This window comes from Mucilaginibacter conchicola, assembly GCF_003432115.1.
In the GTDB taxonomy this organism is placed as follows: Bacteria; Bacteroidota; Bacteroidia; order Sphingobacteriales; family Sphingobacteriaceae; genus Mucilaginibacter; species Mucilaginibacter conchicola.
Genome location: NZ_QWDC01000003.1, coordinates 336,171 through 361,536 on the forward strand (window position 1 = coordinate 336,171; position 25,366 = coordinate 361,536).

The 25,366-nt window shown below is 44.2% G+C and carries 26 protein-coding genes; 17 read left to right on the plus strand and 9 right to left on the minus strand.

Features of this window, described 5'->3' with window-relative positions:
• Nucleotides 1–196 precede the first annotated feature (196 nt).
• The 3 genes from D0C36_RS18150 to D0C36_RS18160 all read right to left on the minus strand — a co-directional run bounded on the left by D0C36_RS18150 (nt 197) and on the right by D0C36_RS18160 (nt 2,737).
• Nucleotides 197–958 (minus strand): copper homeostasis protein CutC, encoded by a 762-nt coding sequence (locus D0C36_RS18150; RefSeq protein ID WP_117393076.1) that lies wholly within the window; start codon nt 956–958, stop codon nt 197–199.
• Nucleotides 959–1,021: 63 nt separating this feature from the next.
• Nucleotides 1,022–2,041 carry a N(4)-(beta-N-acetylglucosaminyl)-L-asparaginase gene (locus D0C36_RS18155; RefSeq protein ID WP_117393077.1) on the minus strand — a complete coding sequence of 340 codons (1,020 nt, stop codon included), beginning with the start codon at nt 2,039–2,041 and terminating at the stop codon, nt 1,022–1,024.
• Between the two features lie 261 nt (nt 2,042–2,302).
• Complete coding sequence (locus tag D0C36_RS18160) at nt 2,303–2,737, minus strand: putative signal transducing protein (RefSeq protein ID WP_117393078.1); 435 nt, start codon at nt 2,735–2,737, stop codon at nt 2,303–2,305.
• Nucleotides 2,738–2,789: 52 nt separating this feature from the next.
• On the opposite strand from D0C36_RS18160, the gene D0C36_RS18165 reads away from it, so the two are divergent.
• The 3 genes from D0C36_RS18165 to D0C36_RS18180 all read left to right on the plus strand — a co-directional run bounded on the left by D0C36_RS18165 (nt 2,790) and on the right by D0C36_RS18180 (nt 5,260).
• Nucleotides 2,790–3,752, plus strand: coding sequence for a helix-turn-helix transcriptional regulator (locus tag D0C36_RS18165; protein ID WP_117393079.1), 963 nt, complete (start codon nt 2,790–2,792; stop codon nt 3,750–3,752).
• A 621-nt stretch (nt 3,753–4,373) separates the two neighbouring features.
• On the plus strand, nt 4,374–4,799 hold the full coding sequence (locus tag D0C36_RS18175; RefSeq protein ID WP_117393081.1) for an SRPBCC family protein: 426 nt from the start codon (nt 4,374–4,376) through the stop codon (nt 4,797–4,799).
• A 2-nt stretch (nt 4,800–4,801) separates the two neighbouring features.
• Nucleotides 4,802–5,260: a GyrI-like domain-containing protein gene (locus D0C36_RS18180; RefSeq protein ID WP_117393082.1), complete on the plus strand. Its 459-nt coding sequence runs from the start codon at nt 4,802–4,804 to the stop codon at nt 5,258–5,260.
• A 143-nt stretch (nt 5,261–5,403) separates the two neighbouring features.
• Here D0C36_RS18180 and D0C36_RS18185 read toward each other — a convergent pair whose 3' ends face one another.
• From D0C36_RS18185 to D0C36_RS18195, 3 genes are all read right to left on the minus strand, one after another.
• Nucleotides 5,404–5,916: an SMI1/KNR4 family protein gene (locus D0C36_RS18185; RefSeq protein ID WP_117393083.1), complete on the minus strand. Its 513-nt coding sequence runs from the start codon at nt 5,914–5,916 to the stop codon at nt 5,404–5,406.
• Entirely contained in the window at nt 5,916–7,250 is a 1,335-nt protein-coding gene (locus D0C36_RS18190; protein WP_117393084.1) for a dihydroorotase, read from the minus strand. The genes D0C36_RS18185 and D0C36_RS18190 overlap by 1 nt, the downstream gene beginning before the upstream one ends.
• Before the next feature lie 148 nt (nt 7,251–7,398).
• Complete coding sequence (locus tag D0C36_RS18195; RefSeq protein WP_117393085.1) at nt 7,399–8,034, minus strand: hypothetical protein; 636 nt, start codon at nt 8,032–8,034, stop codon at nt 7,399–7,401.
• Nucleotides 8,035–8,230: 196 nt separating this feature from the next.
• On the opposite strand from D0C36_RS18195, the gene D0C36_RS18200 reads away from it, so the two are divergent.
• From D0C36_RS18200 to D0C36_RS18235, 8 genes are all read left to right on the plus strand, one after another.
• Nucleotides 8,231–9,589, plus strand: coding sequence for a DEAD/DEAH box helicase (locus tag D0C36_RS18200; RefSeq protein WP_117393086.1), 1,359 nt, complete (start codon nt 8,231–8,233; stop codon nt 9,587–9,589).
• Nucleotides 9,558–9,863, plus strand: coding sequence for a hypothetical protein (locus tag D0C36_RS18205; RefSeq protein ID WP_117393087.1), 306 nt, complete (start codon nt 9,558–9,560; stop codon nt 9,861–9,863). The genes D0C36_RS18200 and D0C36_RS18205 overlap by 32 nt, the downstream gene beginning before the upstream one ends.
• 85 nt (nt 9,864–9,948) lie before the next feature.
• Nucleotides 9,949–10,278: a gliding motility protein GldC gene (gene gldC, locus D0C36_RS18210; protein ID WP_117393088.1), complete on the plus strand. Its 330-nt coding sequence runs from the start codon at nt 9,949–9,951 to the stop codon at nt 10,276–10,278.
• Nucleotides 10,279–10,303: 25 nt separating this feature from the next.
• Complete coding sequence (locus D0C36_RS18215) at nt 10,304–10,726, plus strand: hypothetical protein (protein ID WP_147322037.1); 423 nt, start codon at nt 10,304–10,306, stop codon at nt 10,724–10,726.
• An 89-nt stretch (nt 10,727–10,815) separates the two neighbouring features.
• Nucleotides 10,816–14,256: a response regulator gene (locus D0C36_RS18220; RefSeq protein WP_117393090.1), complete on the plus strand. Its 3,441-nt coding sequence runs from the start codon at nt 10,816–10,818 to the stop codon at nt 14,254–14,256.
• 3 nt (nt 14,257–14,259) lie between these two features.
• On the plus strand, nt 14,260–15,096 hold the full coding sequence (locus D0C36_RS18225) for a CheR family methyltransferase (protein ID WP_117393091.1): 837 nt from the start codon (nt 14,260–14,262) through the stop codon (nt 15,094–15,096).
• On the plus strand, nt 15,086–15,691 hold the full coding sequence (locus D0C36_RS18230; protein ID WP_117393092.1) for a chemotaxis protein CheB: 606 nt from the start codon (nt 15,086–15,088) through the stop codon (nt 15,689–15,691). The genes D0C36_RS18225 and D0C36_RS18230 overlap by 11 nt, the downstream gene beginning before the upstream one ends.
• A 5-nt stretch (nt 15,692–15,696) precedes the next feature.
• A complete protein-coding gene (locus D0C36_RS18235; protein WP_117393093.1) occupies nt 15,697–17,646 on the plus strand; it encodes a response regulator in 1,950 nt (649 codons plus the stop codon).
• On the opposite strand, the gene D0C36_RS18240 is transcribed toward D0C36_RS18235, so the two are convergent.
• Both D0C36_RS18240 and D0C36_RS18245 read right to left on the minus strand, forming a co-directional pair.
• Nucleotides 17,630–18,118: a methylated-DNA--[protein]-cysteine S-methyltransferase gene (locus D0C36_RS18240; RefSeq protein ID WP_117393094.1), complete on the minus strand. Its 489-nt coding sequence runs from the start codon at nt 18,116–18,118 to the stop codon at nt 17,630–17,632. The two genes, D0C36_RS18235 and D0C36_RS18240, sit on opposite strands and share 17 nt — an antisense overlap.
• Nucleotides 18,119–18,125: 7 nt before the next feature.
• On the minus strand, nt 18,126–18,935 hold the full coding sequence (locus D0C36_RS18245; RefSeq protein WP_117393095.1) for an SDR family NAD(P)-dependent oxidoreductase: 810 nt from the start codon (nt 18,933–18,935) through the stop codon (nt 18,126–18,128).
• A 121-nt stretch (nt 18,936–19,056) separates the two neighbouring features.
• Between D0C36_RS18245 and D0C36_RS18250 the strand changes: the two genes are divergently transcribed.
• The 6 genes from D0C36_RS18250 (at nt 19,057) to D0C36_RS18275 (ending at nt 24,289) form a co-directional block, all read left to right on the plus strand.
• Entirely contained in the window at nt 19,057–19,740 is a 684-nt protein-coding gene (locus D0C36_RS18250; RefSeq protein WP_117393096.1) for a heme exporter protein CcmB, read from the plus strand.
• A complete protein-coding gene (locus tag D0C36_RS18255) occupies nt 19,728–20,921 on the plus strand; it encodes a carboxypeptidase-like regulatory domain-containing protein (RefSeq protein ID WP_117393097.1) in 1,194 nt (397 codons plus the stop codon). Before D0C36_RS18250 ends, D0C36_RS18255 begins: the two co-directional genes overlap by 13 nt.
• A gap of 272 nt (nt 20,922–21,193) precedes the next feature.
• On the plus strand, nt 21,194–21,862 hold the full coding sequence (locus tag D0C36_RS18260) for a cytochrome c biogenesis protein (RefSeq protein WP_199502076.1): 669 nt from the start codon (nt 21,194–21,196) through the stop codon (nt 21,860–21,862).
• A gap of 2 nt (nt 21,863–21,864) precedes the next feature.
• Nucleotides 21,865–22,074: a CcmD family protein gene (locus D0C36_RS18265; RefSeq protein WP_117393099.1), complete on the plus strand. Its 210-nt coding sequence runs from the start codon at nt 21,865–21,867 to the stop codon at nt 22,072–22,074.
• Between the two features lie 159 nt (nt 22,075–22,233).
• Nucleotides 22,234–23,670 (plus strand): Glu/Leu/Phe/Val family dehydrogenase, encoded by a 1,437-nt coding sequence (locus D0C36_RS18270; RefSeq protein WP_117393100.1) that lies wholly within the window; start codon nt 22,234–22,236, stop codon nt 23,668–23,670.
• Nucleotides 23,671–23,785: 115 nt separating this feature from the next.
• On the plus strand, nt 23,786–24,289 hold the full coding sequence (locus D0C36_RS18275; RefSeq protein WP_117393101.1) for a hypothetical protein: 504 nt from the start codon (nt 23,786–23,788) through the stop codon (nt 24,287–24,289).
• A 147-nt stretch (nt 24,290–24,436) separates the two neighbouring features.
• On the opposite strand, the gene D0C36_RS18280 is transcribed toward D0C36_RS18275, so the two are convergent.
• Entirely contained in the window at nt 24,437–25,075 is a 639-nt protein-coding gene (locus D0C36_RS18280; RefSeq protein ID WP_117393102.1) for an NAD(P)-dependent oxidoreductase, read from the minus strand.
• Nucleotides 25,076–25,366: the final 291 nt, after the last annotated feature.

Sequence of the window (25,366 nt, forward strand, 5' to 3'; positions counted from 1 at the left end):
AGCAGGAAATTGATAAAGCATAACCGTTGTAGCGCGTTACCGTAGCCGCGAGTTTTTTCTTTGGTTACTTCTTTTTAGCGGAAAAAAAGAAATTAACATCCACTGACGATTCTTTTTTTTACTTGCATTCCTAACGAAGAACTGATCTTAAAGAGATTGCCACACTATCGCTCGCAATGACATGTTGGAGGTCAACCTACTTATTCGCCTCTTCCAAGATCTTTTTAACCCTTTCAACACTCGTTAAATCGAGGCTGAACTCGTCGCTGAGGCCTTCGCTCATTAGAATATGGTCGTTTTTATATTGCATACCGCCTTGCACGCGGGCACGGGCTGAGGAGTGTACTTCGGTAACATTGGTGAAATGTACCAGGTCGGCTACGTTGCTTTCGCTTACGCCACTGCCGGCCATAATGCTGATGCGGCCTGCAGCCTGTTCAACCAGATGGGCAATAGTGCTGGCTCCTTCCATGGCGGTGGTTTTACCGCCTGATGTAAGGATGCGATCGCAGCCTATTTCAATAATATCTTCAAGCGCCTTAAAATGATCGTTACACATATCAAACGCACGGTGAAAGGTTACGCCCAGTCCCCATTGTTTGGCAAAGCGCACCAGTTCGGCACAGCGCTCTTTATCGATGCTGCCATCGGCTTTCAGCATGCCTATCACCACGCCATCGCAACCGGCCTCAACGCAATTGCGGATATCGGCCTGCATGATCTCGTACTCCAGATCACTGTACAGGAAATCGCCACGACGGGGGCGTATCAGCACGTAAAGTTTTATATGTAAGTGTTTGCGGGCTAACAAAATTTGCCCGGCTGATGGAGTAGTACCGCCTTCGGCAAGGTTTTCGCAAAGTTCAACACGTATGGCGCCACCTTCCTGTGCCGCAATAGCAGAGGCTGCCGAGTTAGCACAAACTTCGAGGTTTACTTTAGATGGTTCAGATGTCATAGGGCGTAGATGTAAGGGCAGACCAATATCTGCCGTAATGCATCAAATGTACAAAACACAGTTTTATTTACCGTCCTTATAAAAATATTTGCCGGGGATGATCAAGTCTTGCTTGTTCTGATCGCATACCGCAAACGAGAAGCCGTCTTGCAGCGCATAGGCACCGTATTCGCCTTTTTTGTTGATGGCAAGGAAACCCACCTGGATCTGTTTGGCTATCTCCGGTTTCTTTTTGATGATACGGGCTACGGCCTCTTTACATGCATCCTCGGGAGATAGGCCCTGGCGCATCAGTTCAACCACCAAAAAGCTGCCTACGTTACGGATCACCTCTTCGCCAACACCGGTTGAGGTAGCGCCGCCAACTTCATTATCTATGTACAACCCCGCACCAATTATCGGGCTGTCGCCCACACGGCCGTGCATTTTAAATGCCATGCCGCTGGTGGTACACGCACCGCCAATGTTGCCTTTTGCATCAAGTGCCAGCATACCAATGGTGTCGTGGTTATATTTGCTGCCCTGGCGTGCCTGTTTGTTTTCGATATTCATTACCGGCGAATACTCGGCTTTTTTGAGCCATTTTTTCCAAGCCGCTTTTGATTCTTCGGTGAGTAATTTTTCGGGTTTAATGCCTTGCTCAATAGCAAACTGGCGTGCACCATCGCCCACCAGCATTACGTGCGGGGTTTTATCCATCACCAAACGGGCAACGGAGATAGGGTGGGCAATATCTTGCATGGCACCAACTGCACCACAGTTACCGTTCTCGTCCATAATACAAGCATCAAGGGTAACAAAACCATCCCTATCAGGGTAACCTGCGCGGCCAACGGTATGGTTATGCATATCTGCCTCCGGGATGCGTACACCCGCCTCAACGGCATCAACTGCGCGGCCACCTTTTTCCAATACTTTCCAGGCTGCTTTGTTAGCCGGCACGCCAAAATCCCAGGTAGATATTACTATCGGGAACTTATTTTCGTCGGGCGCTGAGATGTTTTTTGCTATGGCTGATCTTGAAATAGCTGCCACAGAAGCAGTTGCTGCAGAAAGTTTTAAAAATTTACGGCGGTTGTACATAAGGTTAAATATAGTAAACTGCAGGAAGCTTGAGATAATGTATCAGGTTTTATACAAAAAATACACTTAATGCGCTCTTACATGCGCTTGGGGACTCACCCCGACATCGCTACGCTTGTCGACCCTCTCTACGCGAGCGTAAAGAGGGCAAGAAGAATTATTTGATTTTACCTTCTTTTCGCGCAGCGAAGAGAGGGTGGTCCAACGTAGTGTAGACCGGGTGAGTCGGCTCTGTTACTTTGGGAACATTTAATTAGATGATTAATCAAACTCTCTTTGGCAATTATAACAATACCATTCGCTTTTTCCTTTAAAAGACAACAGTCCGGATAGGGTCGATAGCAAACCCGATATGCCCGATGTGGTGTCATCAGCCAAACGGTGTTTTACGTTGGTTGATGCACAGTAGGGGCAGGCAACGGCCTGGTCGTCTTCGTCAATTTCTATGTGGTCGCGTTCATGCAGGTCGCCTTCAAGGGCAAGTATTTGTTTGCAACGCTCAAGATCGCGCTCAAATATTTTTAGTTTGATACCGCCTACAGCGTTGTTGAACATTGGGTTGGCGGCTATAACGTTCTCATCTGCAATAAAGCAGGGGATGCCGTTATCTTCCAGTCGCGTGCGTACAATGTGCGCCAGCATGGGGTCGTAGTAGCGTTCAAATGTTATGATGTTATCGTTGCTCTCAGTTGCCATAATTTAATTAACATTTTTACTAAGGTAAGGTGTTTTTTATTTAATTTGAGGCATGAACCGCATCGATCGTATATCTGCCATTTTGATACAACTGCAATCGCGCAGGGTGGTAAAAGCCAGCGATATAGCAGAGCGGTTCGGCATTAGCCTGCGCACTGTTTACCGCGATGTGCGTTCGTTAGAAGAGGCCGGCGTGCCCGTAATAGGAGAGGCCGGGGTAGGATATTCACTGGTTGATGGCTATCGTTTGCCACCCATTATGTTTACCCGCGAAGAGGCTACCGCCTTTTTGACTGCCGAAAAGTTTGTTGAGCAAATGACGGATGCTTCTACCGCTGCGCAGCACCGCTCTGCCATGTACAAGATAAGGGCTATCCTCAAAACATCAGAGAAGGACCTGCTGGATAGCATGGAAGGCAATATCGAGGTGTTTAAAAGCAACATCCAGCAAAGGGTGGATAACCAGGATCATATCCAAACCATCCTTAACGGCATCATCAGCAAAACCGTGCTTTGTATCGAATATACTGCAGGCTATACCCAGGTGCAAACCAAACGCGAAATTGAGCCTATCGGGATATTTTACCTGGATAGCTTTTGGCACCTGATAGCCTACTGCCGCATGCGGAATGATTATCGCGATTTCAGGCTCGATAGGATTCAGTCGCTCACCGAAACCACCAGTAAGTTTGAGGGAAATCACCCCACACTTAAAGAATACATTGCCCAAACAGCATCAGAACATAAACTGGAAACCATAGTGATGCGGGTGGATAAAAAGACCATCCCATTTGTGAATTACCAGAAATATTACCACGGCTTTGTATCCGAAAAAGAAGTGGGCGACCAAATAGAAATGACCTTCCTTACCATGTACCCCGAAGGCCTTGCCCGCTGGTACATCATGTTCGGTGATACAGCTGATATTATTAGTCCCGCGTTTTTAAGGGACAGGGTTGTTGAATTATTGGATGCTGTGAATAAGAGGGCTGGGGGGGTAGATATTGAAACCTGACCCCACACGTCATTGCGAGGTACGAAGCAATCTATTTAGGATAAGTCTGTGCTTAGTCAACGTTAGTCTGCTCATTGCCGCAGAGGCTACTTCTTTTGTCTTGATACAAAAGAAGCAAAAGATCAAGTCAGCAAAGAGGCTTCTTTTCGCACAGTGCCTTTACCCTGCAAACCGGTCAGAACCACGGGCTGGAAATCTATTACCCTTTTGCGCTCAGGCCCCCGCTTCTATAATAGATTCCGCAATGCCCTTGCAGCAGCCCAAGGCCACCATTGTTCTGCCCACTTTCATCCGAAGCTTTTTTGCTGACAAGGGAACAAAAGGAAAGCACTGACTCAACGTTATAGGAGAAATGCGACATAGTGTAACGTGCGGATAGCACAGGCATTGAAGTAGCACTAACGTTGTAGCGCGTTACCAAGTCGCGAGTTTTCTTTTTGGTACTTTTTCTTTTGCGGAAAAAGAAAAAGTACATCCACTAACGACTCATTCCACTGAAACCATTCCTAACGAAGAACTGAAGGAGATTTTACTTTCAACTTCACACATCCTGACATACTGTTGTCAAAACACACCTTTTCTTTGCTGGTATGTTATTAAAAAACTAAGCGTCTACAGAAAATGGAAAAGCTAACATTAACAACCGGCATCAGCATTAATGCGCCGCAGGCCGAGGTTTGGAAAGGCCTAACCGACCCTGAAATTGTAAAACAGTATTTTTTTGGTACTACCGTAAGCTCCGACTGGAAAGCCGGCAGCCCCATCACCTTTAGCGGCGAGTGGGAAGGTAAGAAGTATCAGGATAAGGGCACAATAAAAGAAATTGATCCGGGCAAATACGTAAAGTACAGCTACTGGAGCAGTATGAGTGGCACTGAAGACAAGCCGGAGAATTACGCCGATGTAAGTTATTCGCTTGATGAAAATGGCGGCGTTACCACGCTTACCTTAACGCAGGATAATATAAAAGATGAAGCATCCAGAAAGCATTCTGAAGAGAACTGGCAGATGGTATTGGGCGGATTAAAGAAAATATTAGAAGCATAATTATGGCAAACCAATTTGAGAATGTCCCTGCGTTTTTTGTGGCGGGCTTAGAAGTACGCACCATTAATAAAGATGGCCAGGCCATGAACGATATAGGCGCGCTTTGGCACCGTTTAATGAGCGAGGGCATAGCCGATAAACTGGAAGACCGCGAAGGTAATGAGATCTACTGCGTTTACACCGATTATCGTAGCGACCACAATGATTACTATACCTGTATTTTAGGCTACAAAGTAACCTCGATAGAATACCTGCCCGAAGGTATAACCGGTAAAGCTATCCCTAACGCACGTTACGAGGTATTTGAACCCGCCGACAGTAATTTTCCCGCCAACCTCGGCGAGGTATGGCAACGCATCTGGGATACGGCCGAGAACAGGGCTTACACTTCAGATTTTGAAGTGCATACCTTTAAAAGCGAAAAGGATGTGGATACGAAAGTTTATATAGCGGTGAATTAAGAGGGGTAAGCCTCTCCCCAACCCCTCTCCGAAGGAGAGGGGCTTAAAGACTGTGTTTTAAGTCTCCCCTGTCGGGGGAGATTATTCACGATGTTTTTTTGTTGGCGTTCATGAATGCTACGCAATTTAGAGGGGGCTTAACTTTATTTCTCAGAGCCGTCGTAATTATAGTCCATCAAAGTCCAGTCAATTACTACTTCCTGTACCCATTCCATAAAGTTTGGGTTGCAGGTTTCTACCTCATCAAGAGATGCGTATTCATAATCGTGCTGCCAGAATACTACCGGGCATAGTCCGTTTTCTAATTTCGGCAGATCAAGGCAATAGTGGTTGCCCATTCCATCCGGCGAGATGGGCAGGTAATGCATCGGCATTTTATTATCCACTTCAAAGTGCTCAAATTGATAGACCTCATTTAACGATTGACCCTGGTTAACCTCATCTAACCCTAAAATCTCTACTCCCATCAGGCTTACACCATTGTTTACAGTGAGGAAATATTTAAGATCCAAAGGGAGTTCAAATCCTATCTGTTTTTCAAATTCGCGAAGCCGATGATCTTTAATAGCAGGGCCGATCTCTGTCATAGAAGCATCAAACCTGCTCAGTTCTTCGATCAACTGGTTACAGCGTTCGTATATATCTTTTGTATCCATTATCTGTTGAACGTTAGCCTTTGTCCGCTTTTCTCATTAGTGAAACTGCCGTTCTCGTAAGCCAGGTTGCCCGATACAATAGTGCTTACAACCTGCGAGCGGAAAGTAGCTTCCTCAAACGGCGACCAGCCGCATTTGTAAAGTATGTTGCCTTTGTTTACCTGCCATGGTTTATTCAGATCTACCAGTACAAGATCGGCCCAATAACCTTCGCGGATAAAGCCGCGTTTTTCTACCTGGAAAATGGTGGCAACGTTATGCGCCATTTTCTCAGCTATTTGCGCAAGCGTTATTTTACCGTGATGATAAAGCTCAAGCATTGCAACCAGCGCGTGTTGTACCAGTGGCCCGCCGGATGGTGCCTGCAAATAGTTTTGTTCTTTTTCGGCAAGGGTATGTGGGGCGTGGTCGGTGGCAATTACGTCTATGCGGCCATCCAATACGGCTTTTAATATTTCATCGCGATCGGCGGCGGTTTTAACTGCGGGATTCCATTTAATAAAATTGCCCTTGGTCTCATAATCTGCATCGCTAAACCACATGTGGTGGATACAAGCCTCGGCGGTAATGCGTTTCTCGGCCAGCGGGATATCGTTACTGAATAGGTGCGTTTCTTTACCTGTTGAGATATGCAGGATATGCAAGCGTGTATTGTGTTTTTTAGCCAGCTCTACCGCCATTGATGATGACAGGTAGCAGGCTTCTTCGCTGCGGATGATAGGATGGTAGCGCACCGGAATATCATCGCCCATTAATTCCTTGTAATGCGCAAGATTTCTTCTGATGGTCGCCTCGTCCTCGCAGTGGGTAGCTATCAACATGGGCGAGTTGGCAAACAAGTTCTCCAGTGTAGTGCGGTTATCAACCAGCATGTTCCCGGTTGATGAACCCATGAAAACTTTTACACCGCAAACGTTTTTGATATCCGTTTTTAAAACCTCATCCAGATTATCGTTAGAGGCACCCATAAAAAACGAGTAGTTAGCTAACGAATCTTTAGCACCGATCTGGTATTTCTCTTCAAGTAGTTCCTGCGTAAGGGTGTTGGGTACGGTGTTAGGCATCTCCATAAAAGAAGTGATACCACCCGCAACTGCCGCACGCGATTCGGTGTAAATATTACCCTTATGCGTTAAGCCCGGCTCGCGGAAATGCACCTGGTCGTCAATTGCGCCGGGTAACAGGTGCAGGCCTTCGGCGTTGATCTCACGGTCGGCAGGGGCGTTGATGCTGCTGCCGATGCGTTCAATAAAACCATCTTTTACCAGTATATCGCCGATAAATTCATTGCCTTCGTTAACTATGGTTGCTGCTTTTATGAGGATAGTTGACATGGAGCAAATATAAGGTTTTGAGGGAACCAAGAATCAGGAAGTAAAGAATCAAGATTTTAGAATTAAGAACCAAGATGCAAGAGTCAGGAATCAAGACAAAAGAATCTTTGCTTAAGATATTATGATGAAATCATCTTGACTCTTGACTCTACTTCCCGCCCCAGTAGTAATTTAACCCAAACGTAAAGGTGTTGCTAAGGCTGAGGTTAAGCACAGTATTGCCGCTGCGATAGTTATAGTTGTAGCTGGCATTACCGAAACCCATGTTAACGCCCAGTTTTTGGGTAGGGAAGAACACCAGGTTAGGGCCGCCGCCAATGGAAAGACCACCGTTGGTAAAATCATTAAGTACATGCGACGAACTAACACCAAACTGCGGGAAGATACCCACTTTATCGCTCAGCATCCAGTAATAACGCAGGTTTACAGTAAGGCCAACGTAATCGGTGTGGTAATCATGCGTGGTGGTAAAGTTTTGGGTGGTGTTGGTATCCGAGTAAAAGCTGGAGATTTCTGTACCTGATATTCTTGAATAACCCGGCTGTATGCCTAATGCCCAGTGATTGTTAAGAAAGAAACCAAACTCGGGGCTGATATTTAAATTCAAGAGATTTCTCTGCGTGTAAACAGTAGTGCCGGTAGGGAAGGTGTAGTTTGTGGTATTGCCATCACGGTCGTAATTCACGTAAAGGCTACCGCCAAAGTATTTCTGGCCTTTGCCAATTTGTGCTGATGCAGTGCTAACAAGGAAAACGGAAAAGATAAAAAGTAGAGTTTTTTTCATGCTTTGTATTTAAGAGAGCGAAGATAGTTTTTTGCCTTTTACGGGAGATAAGGCGGTTTTGATACAAGGTTAAGTCAAAAGTCAAAATTAAAAAGTAAAAATAAGACCATCTTTTGCTGTGCAAGCAGGACGCTTTCTGTAGCATCAGATTAACAAGAAACCTGATCTCTAAACGCAAAAGCGTATCTTTGCGCCCATGGCAGAAACTTTTGATGATTTTAAATTTAACCGGCAGATCTTAAATGCCATAGCCGATGCCGGTTACACGCAGCCCACTCCCATACAGCAAAAAGCCATCCCGCCGATTTTGAACGGGCAGGATGTAATGGGCATTGCACAAACCGGTACGGGTAAAACCGCCGCCTACGTGTTGCCGCTCCTGATGAAGCTGAAATACGCACAAGGCGAAAACCCGCGAGCACTTATCGTATCGCCAACGCGCGAGCTGGCTATGCAGATAGAAGAGAACATCCGCACCTTTGCGGCCAATACCGATTTACGTACTGTTGTATTATACGGCGGCTTAGGCCCAAAAACGCAGATAGAACAGGTAAATAAAGGTGTGGATATTATTGTGGCTACACCGGGCCGTTTCCTGGATATTTATCTTGCAGGCCACATTGTTACCAAGCAACTCCAAACCCTGGTGTTGGACGAGGCTGATAAGATGATGGATATGGGCTTTATGCCACAGATAAACCGCATTTTAGAGGTGGTGCCGGTAAAACGCCAGAATTTGCTTTTCTCAGCCACCATGAGCGATAAGGTGCACAGCCTCGCAGGCAACTTTCTGGAGTTCCCTACCGTGATAGAGGTAACGCCACAGGCTACTGCCGCCGAAACGGTGGAGCAGCAACTATACCAGGTGCCCAATATCAAAACCAAAATAAACTTGCTTAAAAACTTGTTAGATAGGGAAGATGATATTAAAAAGCTCATCATTTTCTGTAAAACAAGGGTAGTGGCCGAAGATATCTTTAAATTTTTGACCCGCAAATTTGGTGAGGCCGAAGTGAAGGTACTGCATGCCAATAAAGGGCAAAATACGCGCATCAATTCCATTAACTCGTTTAAGAATGATGAGGTGAAAATATTGGTGGCAACCGATGTGGCATCGCGGGGTATAGATGTGAGTGATGTGAGCCACGTAATAAACTTTGATGTACCGGTGGTGATTGAGGATTATGTACACCGTATTGGTCGTACAGGCAGGGCCTTTAACAAAGGTGTTGCGGTAACTTTTGCCACACCATCAGAGCAATATTATCTTAATAAAATTCAGAAGCTTATCCGCCAAACCATCCCGGTGCTGGAGATCCCTGCAGATGTTTTCATTGAAGAAACACCTTACCAGGAACGCCAGGATCAGGCACGTGAGATAGATATGCAGAAACGCAAGGAAGACCCCGATTTTAAAGGAGCCTTCCACGAAAAGAAATCAGCTAATCAGCATAAGAAATTTGATGCTGAGAAAGCTAAACGTAACCCCAATCATCCAAGTAATAAAAAACCTTCCAAAAAATATGGCGGAGCAAAACGATCAGGCCGGAAATAGTATTCAGCGTAAATTCAGGGTAAGTCCGTTAAATTTTGCTACTGCGTTTTTCTTTATCGCGGCAGCATATATTTTTATTACAGGCGCTAAAATAACGGGTATGCCAAGCGGCAACTGGGGCGCAACCATTGCCTGGATCTTTATCCTGTTTGGCTTTGTTGTGTCATTTTTGGATCTTATTTTCCGTAATTTCTTCGCCATCACCAAAAACCTGTGGATTGTAGAGCTAAGCTTTATAACTTTGGTGCTGATTATTTTTTTCCTTGTTAAATAATGATGACAGATGTGCAAATTTCAAATATGCAGATGTGCAGATAAGAGATCACTCCATCACTAACTCACTCAATCACTAATTGAAAATGAAAACAGCTGAAATAAAGCTAACCGTTACCCTCGACGATAATAACGTGCCCGAAAAAATTGTATGGACATCGACCGACTCAAAAGGTGAGGATGCTGTACCTGTAAAAGCCATGATGCTTTCTGTTTGGGACCCGAGCTATAAAAACACCATGAAAATTGACCTGTGGACAAAAGAGATGCCGGTTGATGAAATGAAGCGTTTTTTCTACGAAACCTTGCAAACCATGGGCGATACGTTTCTGCGCGCCACCGGCGAGCAAAACATTGTAGAAGACCTGCGCGATTACTGCGCCCACTTTGCCGATAAAATGGAGATCACCAGATAATTACCAATACACACCATACCCCACAATGCGACCTTCATCACTTGTAGCCCTGCTTGGCTTTTTAATTTTAATAGTGGCTACATTTTGCCCGCTGTTAAGGCCATTCCACTTGTTTAACATGAATGTTTACAAGCTTAACCAACCTTATGGCATGGTATTGCTGCTGGTAGGGGTAATAGGTATTTTGTGTACGGTGTTAAACCAGGTTAAGGTAACCAAAATAGCTGCATACGCAGCCGTTATTTTGGTTGCTTTGTTATTTGTAGCAGCGGTGTTTAAAGTAAAAACTACCTTCAGTTTTGTGCCGTTTAAAGGTGTTAGTGGTTTTCTGGCAAAGCAAATAGCTTTTAAATGGGGCTGGTATGTGTTGTTTGCGGGCGCTTTGTTATCGCTTGCAGGCGCGCTATCAACCAAAAAACCACTTAATATACAGCCGGTTAACCAGTAATACCACTTGTGTGTTTATTGCATAAATCCATTTCGGGTACACGTATTTTTTAAACATATTTGTACCACTATTAAACCATAATCTTCTCTATGCTCAAGCTTTCCTTTCGTAACCAGGTATTAGCAGGCTTTGCAATATCTATTGTGCTTGTTTTTATAGTTGGTGTATTATCATTTAAAAGCATTAAACAGCTTGAGGATGATACCGTGTGGGTTAACCATACCCAAAAGGTGATCAAAACTTCAAACGAGGTATTGCAACTGTTGATAGATGGTGAAACCGGCATGCGCGGTTACGGCGCAACGGCCAACAAAACCTTCCTTGACCCATACAACGCTGCAGTACCACGTATTACAGAAAACCTGTACAACTTAAGCGATCTTGTAAAAGATAACCCTACGCAGGTTAAACGTATCGACTCATTAAAGGATCTGGTTAATCGCCAGCTATTGGTGTTAAAAACCAACATCGATACCCGCGAAAAAATGGGTTTGGAATATATGGTTGCTAACAAAATGTTTTTGGGTGGCAAGCAGAATATGGATAGCATTCGCGATATTAATAATCGCGTAATATCATCAGAGAATACTTTACTTGATGAACGCAAAGCGGCATCAGAAAGAGCGTCAACGCAGGCTATCTGGATCATTATTGGTGGTTGCGGTTTCTTCCTGGCTATCGTTATTACCATGTTCTACTACATACAAGGCACATTTAAACGCCAGAAAAAAGTAGAAGAAGAAGTACGCCTGGCCAATATAGAATTAGAGAAAGTATTAGAAGAGAACGAAGCCAAGAACTGGCTGCTTACGGGCATTAGCAATCTAAATGATAAAATGCAGGGCCAGCAAAGCGAAAAGGAGCTTTCTGAAAACATCCTTACCGAACTAAGCCGTTATGCCCAGGCATTTAGCGGTACCATGTACCTGTACAGCGATAATGAAGAAAAGCTTGATCTGTATGCCTCGTACGCATTTGCAGATCCTTCGCAAATAAAACAATCTATCCGCATCTCTGAAGGTTGGATAGGCCAGGCAGCTAAGGATGAGAAGGCTGCAGTTGTAAAAGGTAAACTGAACGATAGTTTGCAACTAACCACCTCAATTATACAGGATGAACAGATAGAGACCTTTATAGTGCCTTTCCTGTTTGATAAAAAACTAAAAGGTGTATTTGAGCTTGGTTTCCGCGGTGAGATCCATCCGGCGGTAAAAGAATACATCGAGCGTATTTCAAATGATGTTGCCGTTGCGGTAAACACTTCGCAGGCACGCACCATTATGCACGATCTTTTTGAAGAAACGCAGCAACAAGCCGAAGAACTTGAAGCGCAACAAGAAGAAATGCGTGTTACTAACGAGGAACTGATGAACAAAACAGAAATGTTGCAGGCATCAGAAGAAGAGTTGCGCGTACAGCAAGAAGAACTTCGTACCATCAATGCCGAACTGGAAGAGAAAGCAAGTTTACTGGAAGAGAAAAACCAGGCTATTGAAGAGGCCCGCCAAAACATTACCCAAAAAGCAAACGAACTGGAGACTACCGGCAGGTACAAGTCTGAGTTTTTGGCCAACATGAGCCACGAACTGCGCACCCCGCTAAACAGTATCCTGGTACTGGCGCGTATCTTAAAAGATAACAAACCGCTCAACTTAAGCGAAGACCAAATAAAATACGCCAGCGTAATTTTCAACGCAGGTAATGATCTGTTGGCATTGATCAATGATATCCTCGACCTTTCAAAAATTGAATCGGGTAAGTTGGATATGCAGAACGAGGATGTTAAAGTAGCAGATATATTGGCCGATGTACAATCGCTGTTTGCAGAGGTGGCATCTAACAAGAACATCAACTTTACTACCAGCGCCGCAGGTGTGCCGCAAAGCATAAGTACTGATAAGCAAAGGGCAGAGCAGGTGATCAAAAACCTGTTATCAAATGCCTTTAAGTTTACACCAGAGGGTGGCTCTATCAGCATTACTGCAACGCCGGGTGTAAGGCCAAATACCGTAGCATTTAAAATAAAAGATACCGGTATTGGTATCCCGGCCGATAAACAACGCATTATTTTTGAGGCCTTCCAGCAGGCAGATGGCTCAACCAGCCGCAAGTACGGCGGTACAGGTTTAGGCCTTTCCATCAGCCGCGAACTGGCTACGTTATTGGGCGGCGATATTACCCTAAGCAGCGAGCCGGGAGTAGGCAGCGAGTTTGTGCTTACCCTGCCGTTTGAAGCTAAGTTCGAATCGCACGATGATGAAGTTGTACCAACGGTTGAAAGTTACCAGCCTGCTGCGCAAAACTTCCTGCAGTCTGTCCCTAAAAAAGAACTTGACCCTGGTCATGAGCCGTTTGTAGTAATTGTTGAAGATGATCCGAATTTTGCTATCATTTTACAAGATTACGCCCGTGACCATGGCTTTAAGTCGGTACTGATAAACGAGGGTACCAACGCCGTTGAAACTATTAAGGAGCAACAGCCTGATGCCGTTATATTAGATATTATGCTGCCGGGTAAAGATGGCTGGCAAATATTGAAAGAATTAAAGCAAGACGAAGAAACGCTGCATATCCCGGTACACTTAATGTCGGCAGGTGAGGCAGCGGCCAATCGTGTGCGTAAAGAGGGTGCTATCAGCTTCTTAAAGAAACCGGTAAATACCGAAACCCTGGATAAACTGTTTGGCGATATTATGGCCCGCAGTGGTACCAAGTTTACCCAGATATTGTTGGTTGAAGACCATAAGGCACAAAGCCAGGCGCTAAAAGACCTGATGCAGAGCCAGGGTATCACCGTTGACCAGGCATTTGATGGTGAGTCGGCATTCCGTATGCTGCACGAGCATGATTACCAGTGCGTGATCCTTGACCTGAACCTTCCTGACATTTCAGGACTGGATCTTTTAGACAAAATTAAAGAGGTTGATAAATTTATTTCATTGCCGGTTATTATCAATACCGCCATGGAATTGGATAAAACTTCAGTAAATCGCTTAATGCAGTACGCAAATGCGATGGTAGTTAAAACAAGTAAGTCATCAGACAGGTTAATAGACGAGGTGAACCTCTTCTTGAACAAAATAAGCGAAAATACCCCTCAAACAGCTAATAATTCACAGCCGAAACAGAAAATGATAACTAAAGGAAAAGACGCGATCAAGGGTAAAAAGGTTTTGATTGTTGATGATGACATGCGTAACATATTTGCCCTTAGCAGCGCGTTAGAAAGTTACGACCTGGTAGTAGAGATAGCCAACGATGGCGAAGAAGCTTTAACCAAACTGGAAGAAGTAACCGATATTGATATAGTGTTAATGGATATCATGATGCCAAAAATGGATGGTTATGAAGCTACAAGGCAGATACGTAAGCAAAACAAATGGGCGAAATTGCCTGTTATCGCTTTAACTGCAAAGGCCATGAAAGATGACCGCGAGAAATGTATAGCTGCCGGTGCAAATGATTATATTACTAAACCGGTAGATATGGACAGGCTTATCTCGCTGATGCAGTTGTGGTTGGATAGTTAATATATGAAGATACCCGTTACTAAAGATGCGATAACCGATGCTCAGCTAACAGAACTGATAGATATTGTAAAAAAGATCCACGGTTTTGATTTTAGTGACTATACAGAAGCGTCGTTCAAACGCCGTATTGGCCGTATCCTGATGCTTAAAAAGCTGGAGTTTTATGACCTAAAACACCTGCTCATTAATGATCACAGTTTCTTCCAGTACTTTTTAGAGGAGATAACGGTAAACGTAACCGAGATGTTCCGCGATCCGGCCTTTTATAAGGCCCTGCGTAGCCAGGTGGTGCCTTATCTTTCCACCTATCAGCATGTAAAAGTTTGGTGTGCGGGTTGCTCATCGGGCGAAGAAGCTTACTCGCTGGCTATACTGCTTAAAGAAGAGGCGCTGTTAAAACGCTCTTTTATTTACGGTACCGATATCAACACCGAAGTGTTGAACGAGGCAAGAAAAGGTATTTACAGCCTGCGCAAAATAAAAAGCTACGCCGAAAATTACCTGTTCACCGGTTTGCCTGGTTCATTAACAGATCACTTTACCATTGCTTACGATGCAGCTGCTATCCACAGTGAGCTTAAACAGAATACACTATTCTCTGTACATAACCTGATATCTGATACAGGCTTTAACGAGTTCCAGATGATAAGCTGCCGCAATGTGTTCATTTATTTTGAGACCGAGTTGCAGCACCGCATATTAGACCTGTTTTACAAAAGCCTTTGCCCGTTGGGTTACCTTTGCCTGGGTAATAAAGAAACCATCCGCTCTGATGCTTTCCGCAAAAAGTTTAAGGTGATCAACCAAAAAGAAAATATCTACCAAAAAATTGGCTCTTGATGAACATATAAAACAACGTTGGCGTAACTCGCAAATGCTGCTTTTGGGCGGTTCGGCGGGTTCGTTTAAGCTGCTGTTTAAGTTGGTGAAGTTGCTACCGGTTGATTTTAGCAAAACGGTGATCATCGTTATCCATCGTAAAAAAAACTTTTTTTCGGAAATTGAGAAACTCTTTGCCGAAAATAGTCGTATGTTGTTACGGGAGATAAGTGATAAAGAGCCTGTAAATGGTAATACCATATATATTGCACCGGCAAATTATCATTCCCTGGTAGAGAAAGAAGGTTTTTTTAGCCTGGATGTATCTGAAGCAGTTTGGTATTCAAAGCCCTCTATCGATGTTACTTTTGAAAGTGTTGCCGAGGTTTATAAAAACCGTGTAACGGCAGTTTTATTTTCGGGAGCTAACCAGGATGGGGCAGAGGGATTACTTAAATTGCGACAAGGCGGGGCATTAACCATTGCACAAGACCCTGCCGATGCAGAAATGACAGAGATGCCGCAGTCTGCCATAGATATGCATGCTGCAGAGTACGTATTATCAACTAACGATATTTTTGAGCTGTTACAAACACCACCTGATACCCCAAGCTAATTTAAATGACCCCTATCAATATCCTTATTGTTGACGACAGAGAGGAAAATATTATAGCCCTCGAGGCTTTGCTGACGCGAGATGATATTAAGCTGTTTACAACAACTTCGCCTAATGATGCGTTAAAAATTGCCTGGGAAAACCATATCTCTATAGCCTTGGTTGATGTTCAGATGCCCGAAATGGATGGCTTTGAACTGGTGGAGATGCTTAAATCAAACCCCCGCACCAAAGATATCCTGGTAATTTTCGTTACTGCTATTTCTAAAGATGCCAAATATGCTGTTAAAGGTTTTGGCGCCGGCGCGGTAGATTACCTTTACAAACCGCTTGACCCTTATATAACATCAGCCAAGGTTGATGCCTTTATACAATTAGCCCGTACCCAGGACGAGATAAAGCAGAAGAACGAGCAACTGCAAAATATGGCGGTAGTGGTAAAGAACAGCGCCGATATTATCTGTTCTGTAAGCGCCGATACCATGCGCATACAAACTATTAACCCCGCAGTTGAAACCATTTTGGGATACACGCCTGAAGAGGCAATGGGTAAAAGCGTTGTTGATTTTGCAGTTGAGGGCGATCGCTCTGCCTTCAGGAAAAAGTTGGGAGAGATCATCAAAGACAACCAGGCTTTTTCGGTAGTGGAGTTTCAGTTTGGTACCTTTAATAAAAGTGTGATATGGACGGAGTGCCGTATCTCATACCGTGGCCGTACCATTTTTATGAACATCAGTGATGTATCGCCGCAGAAGAGTTACCAGCAGCAGCTTATTAAATCAAAAGAGGCGGCGGAGTATGGTAAGAAAGTGAAAGAGACTTTCCTGGCCAATATGAGCCACGAGCTGCGCACACCTGTGAACGGCATTATAGGCTTAACAAATCTGTTAAAGAAAACGCAGATAGATGAGCAGCAGGAAAACCTGCTCACCATGATGGAAACGTCATCGCGCTCTTTATTGGGTGTGATAAACGATGTGCTTGATCTTTCAAAAATTGAAGCTGGTAAATTCAGTATCGTACGTACCCCAAATAACCTCAGAGGTATCCTTAGCAGCGTTTTTGGTTTGTTGAAATTTCAGGCCGACGAGAAAAATATTGAGTTTTTATTAGAGGTAGATAACGATGTGCCGCAAACCTTACAGGTAGACTCGTTACGGTTAAACCAAATACTGATGAACCTTATTAGTAATGCCCTTAAGTTTACGGATAGGGGGTATGTTAAGCTAAAGGTATCGGTATTACAAAAAATGGATGATAGCCGCGTAAAACTCAAATTTAGTGTTGAAGATACGGGCATCGGTATCCCTGCTGCACGCCTGAGCAAAATTTTTGAATCGTTTGAGCAGGCCGAAGATGATACGGCCAGCAAATACGGTGGTACCGGCCTTGGGCTTACAATTACCAAAAAACTGATTGAGCTTAAAGGCGGCGAACTTACCGTAAGCAGTAAAGTAGGCGAGGGCAGTGTATTTAACTTTACCAACTGGTTTAACATAGCACATGATAGCAGCGCACCTAAGCCTGTTAAAGTTGGCAAAAAGTTAGCACCGTTCATCAATGTGAGGGTGCTGGTTGCCGAGGATAATATGATCAACCAGTTTATGGTATCAAAAATGCTCAAGGACTGGAATATTGAGTTCGAGATAGCTGATAACGGCAACAAAGTGCTTGAGAAACTGAAAGAAGATGATTACGACCTTGTGCTGATGGATACCCACATGCCGGGCCTTAATGGTTACCAGGCTGCCCGCGCCATCCGTATGGATTTTGCCGAGCCAAAGCGCAGTGTGCCTATCATCTCACTATCAGCATCGGCATTTGAGCATGAGCAGGTTGAGGCAATGTCATCAGGTATGAATGATGTGCTGCCAAAGCCATTTGAAGCACATGAACTGCACGCCAAAATAGTGAAGCTTTTAAAGAGTAAAGTAGATACTAAAACAACAGTGTAGTTTGGCCAACACCTGCAACACGGGCCTCATGCTCCAGCAGCCATTTTTTGCGCCATATACCACCTGCATATCCGGTTAAACTACCGTTGCTGCCAATAACCCGGTGGCAAGGCACTATTATCCATAAATGATTACGCCCGTTGGCTGCCGCAATAGCGCGGATGGCCAGCGGGTTTTGCATTTTATGCGATTGCTGCCCGTAAGTAATGGTGGTGCCGTAGGGGATGCGCAATAGCTCCTGCCAAACTTCCTGCTGAAAATCTGAGCCGGGCTGTTTCAACGGCAAATCAAACTCTCGGCGGGTGCCGGCAAAATATTCATCAAGTTGTTTAATAGCTTGGTTAAGTACAGCAACATCGGTTGTGGTGGCTTCCAACCCTTCCTCATCACGGATAGACACCTTACTGATGAAGCCATCGTCCTCAACAATATGGGTAATGCCCAATGGAGATCTATAATAAACCTCAGCCATAACCTGCTTACTTCTGCTCGAATTTTAATAAAGATTTCAGGTAAACCTTACTCATCTTGCTGCCGATAAAGCGTGATGGCAAAAAGTTCATGAACACTTTTCCCACGCGGTTCATCAGCCCCGGTATGTAGTTAAACTTGCGGCTAACAAAGGCATGTATACCTTCTTTGGCAGCCTGTTTTACCGGCATCAGCCAGCCACGCAGTTCGCCAAATTCGTCGCCGTGGGTCATCTCGGTAGCAATGCCACCCGGGGCAAATACGGTGATAGAAAAATTAGGATTGGTCAGTTCGTTATGCAGCGCGTTACCAAATGCATTAATGAATGCTTTGGTTGCCGAATAAGCTGTTTGGTACGGCACCGGGAAAAAGCCCGACATGCTTGATACCAGCATCAGCCCGCCTTCTTGTTTACTTTCCTCAAAATGTTTTACCAGTGCGTTAGTCATGCGTACCACGCCAATAACGTTGGTTTTAAGAATGGCTTCAAATTGTGTCCACTCTAACTTGCTGTGGCGGCCAAAGTAAGTAACACCTGCGTTTAGGATTGCACCGTACAGTTCGCCGGTGGCAAGGCTTTCCGCAACTACGTGGTCCGCACCTTCGGTGGTGGATAGATCGGCTACTACAACTTTTACCTGCACACCCGCGGCTTTCTCCAGGTCGGCTTTCAGTTGTTCAAGTTTATCAGCACGGCGCGCGGCAATGATCAAATTTGCTTTGTGGATGGTAGCCAGTTGCCGGGCCATTTCTTGCCCAAGCCCCGATGATGCACCCGTAACCAAAACCCATTTATTATTTAACCGCAAATTATTCATGCTGCTAAGGTAGTTTTTTAAGTCTGAAGTTCTAAGTCTTAAGCCCTAAGTCAATCTTTTGTAAGTTAAGACTCCAGACTTAAGACTTAGAACTTAAGACTTTTTACAGTAAATTCGCGACATGAAACTGGCGGGGCAAACTATCGAACTTTTAAAGAAGGAGATCATCCTGGAGTGGCGTTCAAAATACGCTTTCAATGGTATCCTGCTTTACATTGTGTCAACAGTGTTTGTTTGTTACATCTCTTTTAACCTTAATCCCGGTTTTAAGCAAAGCACGGGCTATTCAATAGTTTGGAATATCCTTTTCTGGATCATTATGCTGTTTGCATCGGTTAATGCCATTGCAAAGAGCTTTTTACAGGAGAGTAAGGCTCGTTTGCTGTATTACTATACTATTGCACATCCGCAGGCTATTATCCTTTCAAAAACCATTTATAATACCCTGCTTATGTCGTTACTGAGCGTGCTGGCATTATTGGTTTACCTGCTATTTTTCCCTAACAAGGTTGATGATATCCTTTATTATTTCATCACTGTACTATTGGGTGCTATGAGTTTTTCTACAGTGTTCACCATGATATCGGCCATCGCATCAAAGGCGGGCAATAACGGTACACTGATGGCTATTTTAAGCTTCCCGGTGGTGATACCGGTGATACTGCTGCTGGTAAAAGTAAGTAAGGCCGCTATGGACGGTATAGACCGTAGCCTAAGCCTGAATAATATTGGTATACTGTTCGCAATAAATGTAATAGTAATAGCGTCATCCCTCATATTATTCCCCTTTTTATGGCGCGATTGATACTTCGCTTCACTTTATTTATTTGTTTGTTGTGCCCGATGGCTGTTTTGGCGCAAACCGGCGTTATTACCGGTAAAGTAACCGCACAGGGCAGTAATAACCCCGTTGCCAAGGCCAGTGTGTTTTTAAACAATGCATCGTATGGTACAGCCACGGCCGATGATGGTACTTTTGCCCTGCGCGGCGTAAAGCCCGGTCAGTATGATCTGGTGGTCACCATACTGGGTTATGAAGAGTATAACCAAAAGGTACAGGTAAATAACAATACGGTTGAGCTAAACATTAGCCTGGTACCCAAAGTAATGATGATGCGCGAGGTGGTAATTACCAGTAATGCCGATTGGAAAAAGAATTACGAGCAGTTTAAGAAAGAATTTATTGGTAATGATGATGCTGCCAAACAGTGCAAAGTAGCCAATCCGCGGATACTCAATTTATCGTACACCCGCAAAACACAAACGCTTGAGGCATCAACAGATGAGTTTTTAGAAGTGGAGAACTACGCGCTCGGCTACAAAGTAAAATTTTTGTTGGCAGAGTTTACCAGTAACAACATCTCGGGTATTATAAGCTATGCCGGGAAGGCTTTGTTTGAGGACCTGCCGGGCAGCGCCGAGCAAAAGAAAAAATGGAAGGCTAAACGCGACGAGGCTTACTACGGTTCATCAAGGCATTTTTACCGCTCATTATACAAGAACCGCCTGCAACAGGAAGGCTTTGAGATATATGATTTTATGCGCAGCCCCGATCCGCACCGTGCCCCCGAGTGGTTGATAAAAAAGAAGATCAAGCAGTTCAATGGCTTTAACCGCGATTCTGCACAGTTTTGGATAAACATGGAGAACATGCCCAAGTGGTACCAGGAGCACTTAACCCGCCCCAACCTTTCCGCCGCGGCCGTTTTACGCAAACCGGCAGAAGAGGGCATTTATGTGATCACCTTTCCGCATTACTTGTACGTGGTATATAACAAACGTTTGGAGAGCCAAAATTTTAAAGACCTGTATCGCCCGCTTGATATGCCAAATTATGAAGCAAGTGTTATTACCCTAAATGGTGATTTTGCAGCCTTTGACATGAATGGCTCTGTGATAATGAACGCTCCGCTTAATGAAGGCACCTGGACAAAATCAAAACTGGCCGCCATGCTGCCGGTAGATTATGAACCGAGTGATAAGTAATTAGAGATTTGTGATCAGAGATTAGTTGTTGTTGGGATATAAAATTGACGTAACCTAATCTCTAATCTCCAGCCTCTGATCTTTAAAACCAACCTCCAACCTCTAATCTCTGAAATTAATCTCTGCTAACAATTTCTCAACACAAAACCCCAAACCTCACAACTTTTTCAACTACTATGCTTGCATAGTATAACATTGCTAATTATGACGCAGGGCATATAATAGGATGCATCTTATTGCTACCTTTGCCCCATATTTTTGATATGAAGTTTATATACAAAACCTGGTGGAAGGTATTGGCCGTTGTGCTGGTGTTCTACACACTCATATCCGGTCTGCTTTTTCAGGTGCCCCGCCTGGACATCCTGCACGAAACTATCCGTAACCTTTATTTCCACGTACCTATGTGGATGGCCATGTTAACAGCATTGGTTATCTCGGTGTTCTACAGTGTTTTATACCTGCGCACCGGCAAAGAGGAGCATGATCTTGCCGCGGTAGAATGCGTTAACACGGGCATGATATTTTACTGCCTTGGTTTAATAACCGGCATGCTTTGGGCAAAATACACCTGGGGCGAGTTCTGGAGCGGCGACCCTAAGCAAAACAGTGCGGCTATTGCATTTTTGTTGTATTGCGCCTACCTGGTGCTTCGCAACTCTATTGACGAGGAGCAAACCCGCGCCAAAATTTCTGCTATTTACAACATCTTCGCCTTCCCGATAATGATCGTATTGTTGTTTGTACTGCCACGTATGACAGATTCATTGCACCCGGGTGGCTCGGGCGGTAACCCCGGCTTTAACAAGTATGACCTGGACAGCCACATGCGTATGGTACTTTACCCTGCGTTTTTGGGTTGGAGCCTATTATCACTCTGGATAGCTACTATCCGTTACCGTATCCGTTTAATTGAACATAAAAAGAACGCCATCAACTAAAAATGAAGAAACTATTATCCCTTATTGTACTGTTGTTAAGCTTTGTTGCTGTAAAGGCACAAGGCGGTAAAAATGTTGAAATGGCGGATGTGCTGCGTAGCTCGGGCAAAATTTATGTGGTGGTGGGTACCATTGCCATTGTTTTTGTTGGCTTGGCTATTTACCTGTTCAGTATTGACAGGCGCTTAAAAAAAATCGAAAAAGAAAATTAAATCAAAAACGCCTTCTATATTGTTTAAATGATGTTTTTAGTATTGAAGGCCCATGGTGTAAATAAAACACCATCTTTTTCTTAGTTGCGATATTGGTAAAAAATACACCAACTTTGAGCACTTTTTTAAGAAATTAATAAAAATTCAATAATTCTAAATATGAGCACGAATAACCCGACTGCGACTGAAGAAACTCATTTCTTTGGTGACGTTTGTAAAAACTTCGATCACGCAGCGCAATTCACTAAGCACGATGCCGGTTTATTAGACCAGATAAAGTCTTGTAACAGCGTTTACCGTTTCCGCTTTCCTATACGTAAAGGCAATGGTTTTGAGGTTATCGACGCATGGCGCGTTGAGCACTCTCACCACCAATCACCAACCAAAGGTGGTATCCGCTACAGTGAAATGGTGAACGAGGACGAGGTAATGGCCCTTGCAGCACTAATGACCTACAAATGTGCCATCGTAAACGTTCCGTTTGGTGGTGCTAAAGGTGGTATCAAAATTAACCCAAAAAACTACACCGTTGGCGAATTAGAGAATATCACCCGCCGCTACACGGTTGAACTGATAAAGAAAAACTTCATTGGCCCAAGCATTGACGTACCTGCACCGGATTATGGATCGGGCGAGCGCGAAATGAGCTGGATTGCCGATACTTACGCAACCATGAACCCTGGTCAGCTTGATGCACTGGGCGCTGTAACAGGTAAACCAATTTCATTGCACGGTATCGCTGGTCGTCGTGAAGCTACCGGTCGTGGCGTGGCTATTGCCGTTCGCGAATGTGTTAGCGTTGCCGAGGATATGGAAAGAATTGGTTTAACAACCGGCTTATCTGGCAAAAAGATCATTGTGCAAGGTTTAGGTAACGTGGGTTACTACTCTGCTAAATTCTTATCAGAGTTTGGTGCGCTTATCGTAGGTATCTGCGAGTTTGAGGGCGCTATTTACAATGCCGATGGTTTAGATGTTGAGGCTGTTTTCCAACACCGTAAATCAACAGGTTCTATCCTGGGCTATGCCGGTGCAAAACAAGAGTTTAAAAACACCATGGAAGGCCTTGAGCAGCCATGTGATATCCTTGTCCCTGCAGCTTTAGAGAACCAGATCACGGTAAATAATATCCGTAACATCAAAGCAAAAGTTATTGCTGAGGGTGCCAACGGCCCAACCTCACCAGAAGCTGAAGAGATCTTTTACCAAAACGGTGGTTTAATTATCCCTGATATGTATGCTAACGCCGGTGGTGTTACCGTATCATATTTTGAGTGGTTGAAAAATTTGAGCCACGTAGCATTCGGTCGTATCAATCGCCGTTTTGAGGAAAACTCTAACCTTAACCTGGTTAATATGGTTGAAGGTATTACAGGTATTGCTTTAACACCAATACAACGCGCTACCATTGTTAAAGGTGCGTCAGAGTTAGAGCTGGTAAACTCGGGCCTGGAAGATACCATGATCCGTTCTTACCACGAGATCCGCGAGATCTACAAAAGCAACCCTGCCATCGGTACCCTGCGTAACGCAGCCATGGTTGGTGCTATCAACAAAATTGCGGTATCATACCAAAACCTTGGCGTGTGGCCGTGATTTTTGGTTAGTGATTGGAAATCAAAGATTAGTTCTCAATTGAATATAGTGAAAGCGGCAGTGATGCCGCTTTTTTTGTTTTATATTGTTACTTATAACCGGATTAATATTTGCAATGAAACAATCGATAGTTCAACGTAAAAAGGATGAAAAGAAGAGGCGGGAGAATATAATAAAGTGGTTTCGGATTGCTTTTGGATTATTCAGCACGCTGAATTTTTTCTTAATTTTTGGGGTTTTCCGTCCGGTTTTTATGGATTATACAATGTCTGTGCTGTTTGGTATTTTTTTGGGTATTGCCGTTGCTCTATTTGCAAAACGTAACGATGGTAAGTTGGTCATGTTTTTGGCTGGTGCGTCATTCGCATTCAGTATTCCGTTGTTTATAAATAACGCATTTGCCAGTAGTGAGGTGATTACCGAGAAAGTGCTGATATTGAACAAGCATAGACGATTCGGTAAATCTGCCGCTTCTGTTGATATCGAGTATGCCGGATATCAGAAAAATGTGCTTACAAATGATGAAAAAATGGGCCGCTCGACACACCTTATCATAAAAGTGAGAAAAGGAGCATTGGGTTACTATATTCTTGAAGATTCGGAAGTGGCCGATAATTAATCTCTGGAATTAGTGCTGCTGTATTAAGGATCATACTCCTACGCAGCTGACGGAAATACCCTCAGCCAATCTCTATCCAACCGATCTTAACAGTGTTAGTTAATACATTAAACTGAGCGCCCTTGCTGGCGCTCAGTTATTAAAAACTTACTTATCTGCAATAAAGGGCGCTTGTCTTGCAAAATCCTCACTTGTTAGTTGTGCTATCATAAATAAAGCAAGGTTGGTAGCGCTAATGTTGTTACCGGAGCAGTCCGTTAAGCTGACATTGACCTCACTTATACGATCTGTTTGTTCGATAAGAGGAAGGCGTACCATTGTCCAGTCTGTGTCGCTTTCAGCTAATAACTCGTATTCCACCTGCCGGTCTTTGGTTGTTAGCGGGAAATTCTCGTACATCCATTTGGTACCAAATTGGGTTGTTGCACTTTTTTTGTCGGTGGGGGTATCTACATTTAACCCTGCAGTGGTAATGTAGCGGCTGATTTTATGTTTACCCATCGCCTGTAAAATATTACGGGCAGCGTCGCTAAAAATAGTTGGTTCACCCACAGGCTGGCTAAGGCAACTCAATACAGCATCGCAGCCTTTTAAAAGCATATCAATTGCATGGTGATCGCGTGCATCACCTTTAATGACCTCTATAAGCGGGTTATTTAAACGGAGTGTTTCCGGTTTTCGGTGCAATAATTTAACCCGGAAATTTTGTAGTAGTAATTGTTTAAGCAGGTATTTGCCTGCCTTACCTGTGCCGCCAATAAGCGCGACAGTATGAATAGGTTTCATGTGTGTTCTTTATAAAATTGAAAATAGTAATTGATGCTCCGTGCCGGGATGGGCACAAATGATACATTGCCGGTAAAGGCGCTGTAGGCGTAAGTATTTTATAAAGAGATTTTAATAGTACTAAAGTACGGTTCTTGGTTGATAGGCGGAAATAAATTGCTGGTTTTTAGCCTTGTTTTAATGATAAACTTCTGGTGCAGACAAATGCGTTAGGGATAGTAGCGGATACCGGCCCCGCGCATAATGCCTGTGCGCGTATGAGCAGATAGCCCGGCCGCAGGCAACGCCCTA